Below are 14,161 nucleotides of genomic sequence, written 5' to 3'. Positions count from 1 at the left end.
GCATGGAGCGCACTTCTCCCCCGCTGACCGACCTGGTCCGCCGGTGGCAGCACGGGTGGGGCGTCGCGTGCGGGCTCGCCCCCGCCGACGAGGCGGACGGCGCGCTGCACGTGCTGTCCGGCAAACCCGGCAGGAACCTGGAGAGCATCGTGCTCGACGCCGACGGGAACCCCGGCTCGCTGCGCCTGCACGCCGCGCAGGTCGCCGGCTCACCGCACCCCGACTGGCTGACCGTGCCGACCACCGACCCCGCGGCCGTCGAGGACGTGCTCAGCTCCGAAGGGCTGCGGCTCGCGCCCGCCCGCGAGCACTTCATGACCACCGACCTCACCGCGCACCCGCAGCGGACCGCGGGCGCCCGGTACGCCGTGGACCTGGTGCGCGAAGGCCCGATCCTCGCCGCCCGCATCACCGACGAGCACGGCGATCCCGCGGCGCACGGCGTGATGGTGGTGCACGGGGACGTGGCCGTCGCGCACAACATCGCCACCTACCGCGCGCACCGCAGGCGCGGCCTCGGCGGAGCGCTGATGAGCGCGCTGGTCCGGGAGTCGGTGCTGCTCGGCGCGAGCACCGGACTGCTCACCGCGAGCAAGCAGGGCCACCACCTCTACACCGCGCTCGGCTGGACCCGGCTGGCCGGAGTCGTCTCAGCGGGCACCCGCCGCTGACCTGGCACGGCACCCGGGTGGCGGAGACCTCGCCGCAGTCCGCGGTTCCCGGTCGGCGACCGAGCCGCCCGATCGACGGGTGCCGCCGCGGGTGCGCTGCGGTGCCCTCGCGAGGACGGCGAGTTCCCGGGCGGCCGCAGCCGATCTCGACGCACGGGAACTCGCGCGTGACAACAGCGGTCAGCCGCGGCGGCGGCGCAGCTTGCGCAGGAGCAGGACCGCGGCCAGAGCTGCGGCGGCGAGGGGCACCGCCCGCTTGAGCACCGGCTTGTCCGCGGTGCCGAGGAGGTCGACGGGTTCGTCCTGCGGGACCGGGGCGGCGGTGACCACGGCGTCCGCCCGGCTCGCGGAACCGTGCACGGCGGTGGTCGTGACGGCCACCGCGTCGGCGGGCGCGGTCCGCACCGCGGCGGCCGGCGAGGTGACCCGCCACGCCGGGTTGCGGCCGGAGGGGCGTTCGCCGTTGCTCGGGTGCCGGGAACGGTCCGGCGAGCCGCGCCGCCCGGGTCCGTCCGGAGCCGGTGGCTCGGCACCGTCCGCGCTGCGGTCGTCGGGGCGCTGGTCGCCGGGGTTCCGGGCATCGGCGGGGTTCCAGGCATCGCCGGGATTCCGGACATCGGCGGAGTCCTGGGCATCGCCGGAGTCCTGGGCATCGCCGGAGCCCGCCGCGGCGGCGCGGTCCTGCGCGTTGCCGGGGGCCTGGGCATCGGCGCGGTCCCGGGCGTCGCCGGAGTCCCGGGCGTCCGCGGGGTCCGCCGCTCCTCCCGCCCGCTCGGCGTGGTCGGCACCGGCGCGCTCGGACTCCGGCCGGGCCGCCGCGGTGTCCTGCCCGGTGAGGCTGCGGGCCAGGTTCGCGGCGAACTGGTGCAGGACCTTGCCGACCACTTCGGACATCAGGCCGCGCCCCAGCTGCGCCGGTTTCCCGGTCACCTTCAGGTCGGTGTCCACCTGCGCCGTGGTGCCGCCGTCCGCTTCGGCGAGCGTCAGCGTCACCGTCGCCGCCGCGGTGCCGTTGCCCCGGAGGTCCGTGCCCGCGGCGTCGACCACGATGCGGCGCGCCGCCGCGTCGATCCGCTGGAACGAGCCGAAACCCTTGTACCGCAGGGAGATCGGCCCCAGCTTCACCGTCGCCGTGCCATTGAAGCGGTCGTCCTCGGAGGAGGTGAGCGTGGCACCGGGCATGCACGGGGCGACCTGCTCCGGGTCGATGATCGCCGGCCAGGCCACGTCGACCGGGACCGGAACGGTGAAGTGGTGCTGCAGCTGCACGGGACAGGTCCTCCTGGTAGATCGCCGCACTGCGTGCGGGGCGGTGCTCGGCGCTCCCGGTCGTCCGGCCGGGGACCTCCGCGCCAGTCTCCCCGCGCACGCCACCGCGCACCGGGAGGCCGGTGCACCCCGGGCGCGCCGACCCGTCCATTCCTACACCCGAGCGCCCCCGCCCACCGCCCGTCCGGCCCGCGGCCGACGGCCGTTCCCCCGCTCCCGGCGGACCGCGCCTTCGTCCTGCCAGCAGCGAACCCACGAGCACCCGGCACCGCAGCGGGTTCGCAGCGCTTTCCTCGCGGGGACGGTGTCGTCGCAGGTGGCGGAACCACCTGTGCAAACGATCCCGCAGCGAGGAAAGCGCTGACCGCCCGTCTCCGAACCCGCCCAGCGGGTCTTGTCGGCCTCCCTCAGCGGCGAAACCGCTGCGGTTCCGCCACCCGAGCACCACGCGGCAGAAGAGACAGGCAGTCGGCTCACCCCGAGGAAGGCGAACCGTCAGCCCAGCACCCCGTCCGGAGTCGCCTGCAGGGTGCCCACCTGGAGGCTCGTGACGGGGAGCAACGGGTACGGCTCCCCCGCCCCTTCGACCACGACCATGCTGTGGCCCGCGACGTCGTCGGGGGCCGCCTCGAACCCGACCGCGTTGAAGTCGGTCTCGCCGTACTCGGCGCGCACGCCGGCGTAGGCGGTCCCGCCGGGTGCCACCTCGTCGACCCCGGGCGGGCCGGGGACCTGGAAGTAGTCGGTGGGCACGTCGATCGGCGTGCCCTTCGCGGTCTGCGGCGTCAAGCGCACCCAGCCGCCGACCTGGCAGGCCCGGTCCGAGGTGTTGCGCAGCTCCAGCAGGAACGAGCCCGGGTCGGCCTGCGCGCGCATCGTGACCGCGAAGTCCTCCCCGGAGCAGTTCGACGCCGCGGTGCCTCCAGCGGGCGGGTTCGCCGCCTCGGCCGCGACGGCCTGGCCGCCCCCGGCGAGCAGCAACGATCCGGCGCAGAGCGCGACGGCCGCAGTGGCGAGCTTCCGCTTCGGCATGCGTGGTATTCCCTTCCCGAGACTTCGCTTCCGGCCCGTAGGACGCACGGAGCGGCGCGGGGTTGTCCCGGGTGGGGAACGCCGCGGTCAGCGGTGGATGGGGCCTTCCGTCTCGGTGAGCCGGGCGCCGAGCCCGCCCCAGCGCAGCGCGATCAGCTCGGCGGCGATGGACACCGCGGTCTCCTCGGGAGTGCGGGCGCCGAGGTCGAGGCCGATCGGCGAGGACAACCGGGCCAGGTCGGCTTCCGGCACCCCGTTCTCCCGCAACCGCAGCATCCGGTCGTCGTGGGTGCGCCGCGAACCCATCGCGCCGACGTAGCCGAGCCGCTGCCGCAGCGCGATCTCCAGCACGGGCACGTCGAACTTCGGGTCGTGCGTCAGCACCATCACCGCGGTCCGCGCGTCCAGCCGCCCCGCATCGGCCTCCGCCTGGAGGTAGCGGTGCGGCCAGTCCACGACCACGTCGTCGACGCCGGGGAACCGGCTGCGGGTGGCGAACACGGGCCGCGCATCGCACACGGTGACCCGGTAGCCGAGGAACGAGCCGATGCGGGCCATCGCCGCGGCGAAGTCGATCGCGCCGAACACGAGCATCCGCGGCGGCGGTTCGAACGCGTTCACGAAGACCCGCATGCCTTCGCCGCGCCGCTGGCCTTGCGGCCCGTACTCGAGGACGCCGCTGCGCCCGCTGGCGAGCATGCCGCGGGCGTCGTCGGCGACGGCGGCGTCGGTCCGGTCGTCGCCGAGCCCGCCCGAGGTCCGCTCCGGCCACACCAGCAGGTGCGCACCGACCCGGGCCGGGTCGGGATGGTCCACGACGGTCGCGATCGCCACCGGTTCCTCGTCGCGCACCGACTTCACGACCACGTCGAAGTCGGGGAACGCGGCGCGGTCCACCCGTTCCACGAACACGTCGAGGATGCCGCCGCAGGTCAGTCCGACGGCGAACGCGTCGTCGTCGCTGACGCCGTAGCGCTGCAGCGCCGCCGGTTCGCCGTCGAGCACCGCGGTGGCCCGCTCGTACACGGCACCTTCCACGCAGCCGCCGGACACGCTGCCGACGGCCTCACCGCCCTGGGTGACCAGCATCGACGCGCCGGGCGGGCGCGGCGCGGACCGGAAGGTGGCGACCACGGTGCCGAGGCCGACCGCCTCCCCGGACTCCCACCGCTGGAACACCTCGTCGAGCACGTCACGCACGGCCCACCTCCACTGCACCTCGCCGCGTCATGGCCATCTCAGCACCCGGGGCGCCGATCGCATTCCCGTTGGGGCGGATCGAAGTCACATTCGTCCGGAGTCGCCGCGCGGTATCACCGACCGTCGCCGAACCGGCACGGAACGTTCTCGCGCCCACCGGCGGTGGACCCGCCGGGCCGCCCGATCGGGCACCACCCGTCCGGAAGGGCGACCGGTCAGGCCGCGGAGGGCCTGCGGATGTCGGTGAGGTCCACGTTCCGCTGCTCCCAGCGGTCGTAGAGGGCATCCCGGCCGTAGCGGGCCACCAGCTGCGATTCGCCGCGGGTGACCGGCAGCAGCGTGATCAGCTGCAGCACCGGGCCGCCGTCCGCGTCCAGCAGCACGTCGAACTCGTCGGCCAGGTACGGGTGCGGGGCGGCGAGCGCGCCGGCGATCTCGGTCTCCGGCAGCAGCGCGCGGTCGTTCATGATCAGGGCGCCGTAGCCGACGCGGCTGTTCGATTCGGTGAGCAGCTCGGCGACGACCGCCGTCAGGTGCCTGCCCAGGATCTCCTGGTCGGCGTGCACCGTGCACAGCACTTCCTGGGGCAGCGGGGCGCCCGCGGTGTGCTCGCGCAGGCCGCTGGTCAGCACCGACACGTACGGTCCGGAGTGGTGGTCGCAGTAGACGAGGTGGTAGGCGCGCTCGCGCCCGTCGGTGCCGCGGGAGTCCGCCCCGCGGACGGTGCCGACGTACTTCTCGACGTGCGCGGGGAACCCGCTGAACCGGCTCATGCCACCCCTTCCCTCGGAAGGCGATCATGCCACGGGCCGGGTGCCGGGCCGTCCGGGTGCGGGGCTTCCCGGAGGCGCGCGCCCCCGATGTCCGGGTGCGCCCCCGGGACTCCCCGGAGGCCCCCGGGACGCCTGGAGATCACGCTGGTGGCATGACGGAGACGACGCACCAGCACACCACCGCCACCGACCCGGGCGGCGCCGCGACCGGGACCGCCACCGACCCGACCGGGCCCGCCACCGACTTCGCCGGGCCGACCGCCCACTTCGCCGGGTCGACCACGGACTCCGCAGGGCAGGCCACCGACTCCACCGCACAGGCAGAGCCCCGCCGGTTCCGCCGCCACCGCGACGGGATGATCGCCGGGGTGTGCGGCGGCGCGGCCGACCTGCTCGGCATCGACGCGACCCTGATCCGGGTCGGGCTGGTGGCGGCGACGATCCTCGGCTTCGGCACCGGCATCCTGCTCTACCTGGTCTGCTGGGTCCTGGTGCCGCAGGACTGAGCGGCGCCCGGCCGCGGTCCGGCTACAGCTGCGGCGCCTGCCGGACGAACACGTCGAGCACCCCGTCGGCGAGCCGGACGGGGCCTTGCGGCCGGGTCTCGCCGGGGATGGTCTGCACCTGCTCGGCCCGGCGGGCCAGGTCCGCCGCGACGGCGAACCGCTCGTCGGCGACCTGCCCGGCGCCGTCCTCCCGCGCCTGCAAACCGTCCACAGTGGTCACCAGCGCGTCGCCCCACAGGTCGGTGGCCTGCAACCACGGCTCCGAGTCGGCGACGAAGTCCGCGGGCGCCGACTCGCGGATGCGCTCCGGGGCGTCCGCGATCTGCCGCGCGTAGTCCCGCAGCCCGTTCAGCGCCTGCACCCGGTCCCCGCCGCTCCACCCGGAGCGGAACTCCTCGATGCGCCGCGCCAGCTCCGGCGCGGGCGGCAGCCACGGGGAACCGTTCGCCAGCGGCGCCATGCTGTTGAGGTCGAAGAACACCTGCAGCGCCTGCGTCGTCGCCGGATCGGCCGCCGTGGCCGGGCGCAACGCCGCCGCCGGATCGGTCGCCAGGTAGCGCGCCGCCGCCCGGTGCGCGCGCTGCGCGTCGAAGTCGTCGTCGTTCCAGGCGAAATCGGCCGCACCGATCTCGACGACCTTGCTGGCCGCGGCCTGGTTCATCGGGTTCACCACGTCGCCGACGAGCTGCTCGCCCAGCCCCGGTTCGCGTTCCCCGTACGGCCCGAGCAGCAACCGGCCCTCGGAACCGTCGAAGTCGTTGACCGGGTAGTTGTCCCACAGGAACACCTTCCGGCCCCACACCTGCGCGGCCTTCTCCGCGTCCGAGACGGTGATCTGCTCCGGGATCACGCCGTCCCCGGTCCACATCGCCACGACCCGCGGGTCCAGGCCTTCGCGCAACGCCGTCTTGTACGGCGAGTCCTCGTAGTCGGAGTACTCGGTGGGCACCATCTGCAGCGGGCGCGCGTCGGGGTGGGCGTCGATGAACTCGCGCTGCACGCGGCTGAGGATCTCCGCCTGCGCGCGGCCCGCCGCCGCCTCGCCGGGGGCGCCGTAGTGCGCCTGGTCCGCCCCGCAGTTCCAGCGGGTGTAGGAGATGTCGTCGAACGGCACCGAGAAGTCCCGCACGCCCGAGTCGTACACGGCCTGCAGCTTCCCCAGCAGCGCCTGGAAATCCGCCGGGTCGCTGAAGCAGATCGACTGCCCGGGGGAGAGCGCGAAGGTGAAGCGCACGTGGTGCGCCGCGGCCTGGCCGATCAGCTCGCGCACCTCGGAGAGCTTGTCCTCCGGGTACGGCTCGCGCCAGCGCTCCCGGTGGTACGGGTCGTCCTTCGGCGCGTAGACGTAGGTGTTGAGCTTGACGTCGCCGTAGAACGCCAGCTGGTCCATCCGCTCGGCGTGCGTCCACGGGCTGCCGTAGAAGCCTTCGATGGAGCCGCGGATCGGCATGTTCGGCTGGTCCACGACGCCGACCCCGGCGATCCGGCCGGGCGAGGCGAGCTGGCGCAGCGTCTGCACCGCGTAGTAGGCGCCCGCCGCGTCGTCGGCGCCGAGCACCACGCTGTCCTCACCGCCGTGCGCGGCGAGCACGTAGCCCTCCGCGGGCAGCGGGGACGGCGCGCCCCAGCCGTTGGCCTGCAAGCCCTTCACCACGCCGGGAGCCATCCGGTCGCCGATCCGCACCTGCAGCGTCGCATCCTCGGCGCGCGGGCCGGGTTCGCGCACCACCACGTCGGAGGCGCCCGCTTCGCGGAGCACCCGCTGCGCCAGGTCCCTGGTCGGTTCGTCCACGAAGGGGTCGACGACGAGCTCGACCTTGCCGCGCACGGCCACGTCGTCGCCGAGCCGCTCGGCCTTCTGCGGCTGCGGGACCACTTCGGGCACGCCTTCCGCCGGGTAGGACGACGGCCCCGCCTCGGCGCCCGCACCGGGCTGCTGCGGGGGTGGTGCCGCATCCGTGCAGCCCGCGGCGACCAGCGCGGCGCTGAGCACGATCGCCGCTGAACCACCGAACCGGCGCAGCGCACCTGGAATGGCCATTCGCCCGAACCTCCTCGACCTGAGCGGACGTGTGTCCCGTTCGGTGCTCAGGAGATCACATCGTCCGGCCGGTGGCCGCGACCTGACCGGCTTGCGCCACGCGTCCGGCCGCAGCATCCCCCGATCGGCCGCACGGGGCCGAGCGCGGGGCCGGACGACACGAGCGCCCGGGGTCGGCGCAGGATCCTGGACGGCACGAGAACACCGGGTGGCCGCAGGGCCCCGGGACGCACGAGAACACCGGGTGGCGCAGGACCCGGACCGCACGGGACTCCGGGTGGCGCAGGGCCCGGGACGGCCTGGGAACCCGGGCGGGCGCAGACCCCGGACGGCGCGAGAGACCAGGTGGCCCGGGACCCCGGACAGCGAGAAGGGCCGCCCCGGAACGGGACGGCCCTTCTCGTGCGGTAGCTGGGATTCAGCGCGAACCCCGGTGACCGGCATGGGTCACATCATGCCGCCCATGCCACCCATCGGGTCGCCACCGCCGGCCGCACCGGCGGCTTCCTTCTCCGGCTTGTCCGCGACCACGGCTTCGGTGGTCAGGAACAGCGCGGCGATCGACGCGGCGTTCTGCAGCGCCGAACGGGTGACCTTGGTCGGGTCCGGCACGCCGGCCGCCAGCAGGTCCTCGTACTCGCCGGTCGCGGCGTTGAGGCCGTGCCCGACGGGCAGGTTCTTGACCTTCTCCGCCACGACGCCGCCTTCGAGACCGGCGTTGATCGCGATCTGCTTCAGCGGAGCCTCGACGGCCAGCTTGACGCTGTTGGCACCGGTCGCCTCGTCGCCCTCGAGCTTGAGGCCGTCGAACGCGGACACGGCGGCCTGCAGCAGGGCCACGCCGCCACCGGCGACGACACCCTCCTCGACGGCGGCCTTGGCGTTGCGGACCGCGTCCTCGATGCGGTGCTTGCGCTCCTTGAGCTCGACCTCGGTCGCCGCACCCGCCTTGATGACGGCCACGCCACCGGCCAGCTTGGCCAGGCGCTCCTGCAGCTTCTCGCGGTCGTAGTCGGAGTCCGAGCGGTCGATCTCGGCGCGGATCTCGTTGACCCGGCCGGCGATCTGCTCGTCGTCGCCCGCACCTTCGACGATGGTGGTCTCGTCCTTGGTGACGACGACCTTGCGGGCCTGGCCCAGCAGCGGCAGGTCCGCGGTCTCCAGCTTGAGGCCGACCTCTTCGCTGATGACCTGGCCGCCGGTCAGGATCGCCATGTCCTGCAGCATCGCCTTGCGGCGGTCGCCGAAGCCGGGGGCCTTGACCGCGACGGACTTGAAGGTGCCGCGGATCTTGTTGACCACCAGGGTGGACAGGGCTTCGCCCTCGACGTCCTCGGAGATGATCAGCAGCGGCTTGTTGGCCTGCATGACCTTCTCGAGCAGCGGGAGCAGGTCCTTGATGTTCGAGACCTTGGAGCTCAGCAGCAGGATGTACGGGTCGTCGAGCGACGCCTCCATCCGCTCCGTGTCGGTGACGAAGTACGGCGAGATGTAGCCCTTGTCGAAGCGCATACCCTCGGTGAGCTCGAGTTCGAGCCCGAAGGTGTTGCTCTCCTCGACGGTGATGACACCTTCCTTGCCGACCTTGTCCATGGCCTCGGCGATGAGCTCGCCGATCTGGCGGTCGCCGGCCGAGATCGCCGCCGTGGAGGCGATCTGGTCCTTGGTCTCGATCTCCTTGGCGCTCTTGAGCAGCTGCTCCGCGATCGCCTCGGTGGCCTTCTCGATGCCCCGCTTGAGGGCGATCGGGCTGGCACCGGCGGCGACGTTGCGCAGACCCTCGCGCACCAGCGCCTGGGCGAGCACGGTGGCGGTCGTCGTGCCGTCACCGGCGACGTCGTCGGTCTTCTTCGCCACTTCCTTGACGAGCTCGGCCCCGATCTTCTCGTACGGGTCCTCGAGCTCGATCTCCTTGGCGATGGAGACGCCGTCGTTGGTGATGGTCGGCGCGCCCCACTTCTTCTCGAGCACGACGTTGCGGCCCCTCGGCCCGAGCGTCACCTTGACGGCGTCGGCGAGGGTGTTCATGCCGCGCTCAAGGCCGCGGCGGGCTTCCTCGTCGAACGCGATCATCTTGGCCATTGCGGTGTGGTCCTCCACCTATCTGGACGCCACGAAAGGCAGATTCACCCCGTGGCAGGACTCTGTGCTCGGCCAGGCTCGGTGCCCGCGACGGACGACCGGTCGCGCACCCGCCGTCGTGTGGCGGAGCGCGGACGGCCTCACCGTCCCGACCTGGCACTCAACTGCGCTGAGTGCCAAATCCAGGTTTAGCACTCACGCCCGGCGAGTGCAAGCCGCTCGGGCGCGCGCCGCCCCGACCAGCCGCATTTCCCCCGTTCGGACCGCACGCGGCCACCCGACGGGGTGGCCGACGCCATGTTCAGCGGCCGACGGTCGGGACCTCGGTGGGCAGCCCGCTCGGTTCCGCGGCGGACGAGTGCACGGCCGACGTGGTGGCCCCGCCGGAGCCACCGGAACCACCGCCCGACGAGGACGCCGTCGCGATGAACACGATCACCACGATGATCGCGGCGACGGCGATCAGCAGCGGCACCAGCCACTTCGCCGAACCACCGCCCTTGGCGGTGGCGAACGACGAGGACTGCGCGGGCATCGGCGGGCGCAGCCGCACCGGATCGGCGCCCGGACCGGACATCGGGCGCGGCGCCTGCTGGTACTGCGGGCCGTACGGCCCGGACTGCTGCGGACCCGGCTGCTGCGGGCCGGACTGCTGGGGCCCGGACTGCTGCGGGCCGGACTGCTGCGAGCCGACCGGCTGGGGCCCGGACTGCGCCGGACCGGGCTGCTGCGGGGCCGGGTGCGGGCCGGACTGCGCCTGCTGCGGACCCGCGGGCGGCGAGACCGGGCCCGACTGCTGCGGCGAACGGGCCGGGGGCTGCGGCGCGGACTGGACCTGCTGCGGACCGGACGGCGGCCCCAGCGTCGGCATCGTCTTCTTCGTCGGCGCGTCCGGCGGCGCGTTCAACGCGGCCTTCGCCGCCGCCATCAGCTCCTTGCAGGTGTCGTAGCGCTGGTCGGCCTTCTTCGACATGCCCTTGCGCAGCACCTCGTCCAGCCCAGCCGGCAGCGCCACCAGCGGCAGCGCGGACGGCGCCGCGGTGCTCAGGTGCCCCTGGATGACCTCCTGCACCTGGCCCTGGAACGGCGGGCGCCCGGTCAGGCAGGCGAACAACATGCAGCACAGCGCGTACAGGTCGGTGCGGCCGTCCACCGGCTCGCCGCGCAGGTGCTCCGGCGCGGCGTAGGTCGGCGAGCCGAGGAAGTCCCCGGAGCTGGTGCGGTGCCCGGTGGCGCCGCGGCGGGTGAGGCCGAAGTCCGCGAGGTACACGTGCTCGTTCGAGGACTCCCGCGAGGTCACCAGCACGTTCGCCGGCTTCAGGTCGAGGTGCACCAGACCGCGCTCGTGCAGCATGTCCAGCGCCTCGGCGACCTGGCTGAGCAGCTCCAGCGCGCGGGGCGGCGAGATCGGCCCGTCCTTGATGAGGCTGGCCAGGTCGGACCCGTCGACCAGCCGCATCGCGATGTAGAGCATGCCGTCGACCTCGCCGAAGTCGTACAGCGGCACGATGTTCGCGTGGTCGATGGCCGAGGTGTTGCGGGCTTCGTCGACGAAGCGCTCGCGGAACTCCGCGTCACCGGTGATGTGCTCACCCATGATCTTGAGCGCGACCTTGCGGCCCAGCCGGGTATCGGTGGCGCGGTACATCACGCTCATACCGCCGCGGCCGAGCACTCCGTCGATCTTGTAGTGGCCGAGACGGCGCCCGGTGAGGTCTTCCGACACGTCAGGAAGCCTAACGTCCCGCGATCTTCCCCGTCTGCGGGTTCCACCGGTTCGGCCCCGGCAGCGCCCGGCAGGCTCCCCGGAAAGCCCAGTGGCCCGCCCCCTGCCGCGGGGCGGGCCACTGGCGGCGAGCTTCAGACCTTGCGGACGCCGTCGGCTTGGCTTCGACCGTCGCGCCCAGCCTTCACCTCGAATTCGACCCGGTCACCTTCGGCGAGAGTGCGGAAACCGGACATGTTGATAGCGGAGTAGTGCACGAACACATCGGAACCACCATCGGTGGCGATGAAGCCGTACCCCTTCTCCGAGTTGAACCATTTGACCGTGCCGACCGCCACGGCGTCCTCCTCGTTGAAATGTGATGCACGGCGCCCCGAAAAAGCGCCGATGGAGCACGGATGACGCTACCGGAGTCGGCCCGGTTCGTCCGCTGTTGACCATTGCGACTTTTCCGCGAAATACTGCTCCGAACGAGTGGATTTCCCAGCCACCGCGCGTAGCCGGAGCGCTCGCATTGGGCCGTTTCGCGGACGCGAGAATCACGGAATATTCCGAATGCCGCAGTGGTGCGAAAACCCGCCGGAGCCTGCGCCTGGCCACGACCTGGGCCGCGCCCGGCCCGCACCGGCCCACCCGGGGAGCGGGTATCGAAACGGCGCCCCGGAATGCCGCGGCGGCGCAATAACGATGAAGATCATTACCATTGCGCGCCGCCGGAACCCGCCGAAAGCGCTCCGCTTTCCCCGCTCGGCCGGAGCGGCGAATACCGCGCTCACGAACGCGGCGCGCCCAGCCCCTGCGAATGCAACCAGCTCACCATCGAACGCGGATCCCGCGTCTGCACCAGCACCTGACCCGGGCCGGCGAAATCGAACACCAGACCCTCCCCCGTCTTCAACGACTGCGGCACCCCGTGGCCCAGTTGGCGCAATCGCGTCTGCACGGACTCCCCGTAGGCCACCACGTGCCCCGGGGCGACGGTGAGGAACTCGCCCGGTTGCAGCGTCATCACGTCCAGCGCGCCGTAGCAGGCCAGCACCACCGGGCCCTGCCCGCTGACGTGGCCGAGGAAACCGCGCTCCCCGCCGAAGAGGTTCTTGAACCCCGCCCACTGCTCGTCGAACCGCACCCCGGACGCCGACGCCAGCCACGCCGACCCCGCCACGCACCAACCCTGGCCGTCCGGCTCCAGCACGTGCAGATCGCCCGGCAGCGCGGGCGCGACGTCCACCCAGCCGCCCTGCTGCCCGGCGGTGCAGGTGGCCACCGCGGCCGACCGGCCCTTCGCCAGCGACTTGAGCAGACCTCCACCGCGCACCTCGACCGCCACGCCGTAGCTGGTGGCCAGCAGCGAGCCGGCGGCGATCCGGACGGGTTCGCCGGGCGCGAGCACCAACCGGGCCACTCCGAACGACGGCGTGTGCCGGTTCCGCACCTGCACGGCCCCACCCCTCCCCGCACCGCTCACACGATCGCCCGGCAGTCTGCCACGGGCGCCGCGGCGACTTTCCGCACGCCGGTGGCGACAGCCCGGTACCCGATGCCCGATGATCGGGGCGTGCCCCACGCAACTGGACCTTCCGGCCTGACCCCGGTGCCCGAGCACCGCGCGCGGGTCGCGGCGCTGCTGACCCCGGCGCCGGTGGAATCCCGTCCGCTCGCCGACTGCCTCGGGCTGGCGCTGGCCGAGGACCTGGTCGCGGCGATCCCGCTGCCGCCATTCGACAACTCGGCGATGGACGGCTACGCGGTGCGGTCCGTCGACGTCACCGAAGCGAGCCCCGAGCAGCCGGTCCTGCTGCCGGTGGCCGAAGACCTGCCCGCCGGGCGGGTGGACAGCCCACCGCTGCTGCCCGGCACCGCGCACCGGATCATGACCGGCGCCCAGGTGCCGTCCGGCGCGGACGCGATCGTGCCGGTGGAGCGCACCGACGGCGGCACCGCCGAGGTGCGGGTGCACGCCCCCGCGCAACCGGGCGTGCACGTGCGACGCGCCGGCGAGGACGTGCGGGTCGGCACGGCCGTGCTGGCGGCGGGCGCCACCCTGGGCCCCACCCAGCTGGGCATCGCCGCCGCCGTCGGCGCCGCGCGGCTGCCGGTGCGCAGACCCGTGCGGGTGCTGGTGCTGTCCACCGGCTCGGAGCTCGTCGAACCCGGTTCCCCGCTGCGGACCGGGCAGATCTACGAGTCCAACGGGCTGATGCTGGCCGGCGCAGTGCGGGAGGCGGGCGGTCGCGCGGAGCTGCTGCGCTTCGTGCCGGACGACGTGGCGTCCTTCCACGCCGCGCTCGCCCCGCACCTGGACGAGACCGACCTGATCATCACCTCCGGCGGGGTCAGCGCCGGGGCCTACGAGGTGGTGAAGGACTCGCTGTCCGGCAACGGCGTCGAGTTCACCAAGGTCGCCATGCAGCCCGGCATGCCGCAGGGCGCCGGCCGGTACCGCGGCGGACCCGCGGTGGTGACGCTGCCCGGCAACCCGGTCAGCGCGATGGTCTCCTTCGAGGTCTTCGTGCGGCCCGCGCTGCGCGCCGCGGCCGGGCACCACCGGGCCGAGCGGCCGAGCAGGAAGGCGGTGCTGACCCGCTCGCTGGAGGGCCCGCCCGGCAAGCGGCAGTACCGCAGAGCGCTGTACGACCCCGCCACCGGCGAGGTCACCCCGCACGGCGGCCCCGGTTCGCACCTGCTGTCCGCGATGGCGACGGCGAACTGCCTGCTGGAAGTACCGGAGGAGACGGTGGATCTACCAGCCGGTTCCACTGTGGACGTACTTCTGATGGATTGACGTCCGGCTGATTTCCGCTAAGACTGCCCCCGCACGTCCCGTCGCTGCGCTCGTCGCGCCGGGTTCGGACCGCGAG

12 protein-coding genes are annotated in these 14,161 nt (G+C 73.3%); 3 read left to right on the top strand and 9 right to left on the bottom strand.

What is annotated here, in order from left to right; translation table 11 throughout:
- Positions 1-2: 2 nt before the first annotated feature.
- Positions 3-671: a GNAT family N-acetyltransferase gene (locus AC29IT_RS11875; protein ID WP_488218732.1), complete on the top strand. Its 669-nt coding sequence runs from the start codon at positions 3-5 to the stop codon at positions 669-671.
- Between the two features lie 180 nt (positions 672-851).
- Here AC29IT_RS11875 and AC29IT_RS11870 read toward each other — a convergent pair whose 3' ends face one another.
- The 4 genes from AC29IT_RS11870 to AC29IT_RS11855 form a co-directional block, all read right to left on the bottom strand.
- Entirely contained in the window at positions 852-1,940 is a 1,089-nt protein-coding gene (locus AC29IT_RS11870) for an SRPBCC family protein (protein WP_488218731.1), read from the bottom strand.
- Between the two features lie 495 nt (positions 1,941-2,435).
- Positions 2,436-2,972 (bottom strand): DUF4232 domain-containing protein, encoded by a 537-nt coding sequence (locus tag AC29IT_RS11865; RefSeq protein WP_488218730.1) that lies wholly within the window; start codon positions 2,970-2,972, stop codon positions 2,436-2,438.
- 87 nt (positions 2,973-3,059) lie between these two features.
- Positions 3,060-4,172, bottom strand: coding sequence for an XdhC family protein (locus AC29IT_RS11860; protein WP_358442377.1), 1,113 nt, complete (start codon positions 4,170-4,172; stop codon positions 3,060-3,062).
- Positions 4,173-4,387: 215 nt separating this feature from the next.
- Positions 4,388-4,945, bottom strand: coding sequence for a suppressor of fused domain protein (locus tag AC29IT_RS11855; RefSeq protein ID WP_488218729.1), 558 nt, complete (start codon positions 4,943-4,945; stop codon positions 4,388-4,390).
- A gap of 152 nt (positions 4,946-5,097) precedes the next feature.
- On the opposite strand from AC29IT_RS11855, the gene AC29IT_RS11850 reads away from it, so the two are divergent.
- On the top strand, positions 5,098-5,451 hold the full coding sequence (locus AC29IT_RS11850) for a PspC domain-containing protein (RefSeq protein ID WP_358442371.1): 354 nt from the start codon (positions 5,098-5,100) through the stop codon (positions 5,449-5,451).
- Between the two features lie 22 nt (positions 5,452-5,473).
- Here the strand turns inward: AC29IT_RS11850 and AC29IT_RS11845 are convergent, their stop codons facing one another.
- The 5 genes from AC29IT_RS11845 to AC29IT_RS11825 form a co-directional block, all read right to left on the bottom strand.
- Positions 5,474-7,492, bottom strand: coding sequence for a glycoside hydrolase family 84 protein (locus AC29IT_RS11845; RefSeq protein WP_488218728.1), 2,019 nt, complete (start codon positions 7,490-7,492; stop codon positions 5,474-5,476).
- 447 nt (positions 7,493-7,939) lie between these two features.
- Positions 7,940-9,574 carry a chaperonin GroEL gene (gene groL, locus AC29IT_RS11840; protein ID WP_224960042.1) on the bottom strand — a complete coding sequence of 545 codons (1,635 nt, stop codon included), beginning with the start codon at positions 9,572-9,574 and terminating at the stop codon, positions 7,940-7,942.
- A 301-nt stretch (positions 9,575-9,875) separates the two neighbouring features.
- Positions 9,876-11,300, bottom strand: coding sequence for a serine/threonine protein kinase (locus AC29IT_RS11835; protein ID WP_488218727.1), 1,425 nt, complete (start codon positions 11,298-11,300; stop codon positions 9,876-9,878).
- A gap of 134 nt (positions 11,301-11,434) precedes the next feature.
- Positions 11,435-11,638, bottom strand: a complete 204-nt coding sequence (locus AC29IT_RS11830) for a cold-shock protein (RefSeq protein ID WP_184483357.1) — start codon at positions 11,636-11,638, stop codon at positions 11,435-11,437.
- Positions 11,639-12,072: 434 nt separating this feature from the next.
- Complete coding sequence (locus AC29IT_RS11825) at positions 12,073-12,741, bottom strand: TIGR00266 family protein (protein WP_488218726.1); 669 nt, start codon at positions 12,739-12,741, stop codon at positions 12,073-12,075.
- Positions 12,742-12,840: 99 nt separating this feature from the next.
- On the opposite strand from AC29IT_RS11825, the gene moeA reads away from it, so the two are divergent.
- On the top strand, positions 12,841-14,085 hold the full coding sequence (gene moeA, locus AC29IT_RS11820; RefSeq protein ID WP_358442358.1) for a molybdopterin molybdotransferase MoeA: 1,245 nt from the start codon (positions 12,841-12,843) through the stop codon (positions 14,083-14,085).
- The last annotated feature ends 76 nt before the right edge of the window (positions 14,086-14,161 follow it).

Source organism: Saccharopolyspora sp. MMCC62 (assembly GCF_057736575.1).
Note: the sequence above shows the minus strand (reverse complement) of the source record. Positions and strands in the feature narration are given on the sequence as shown.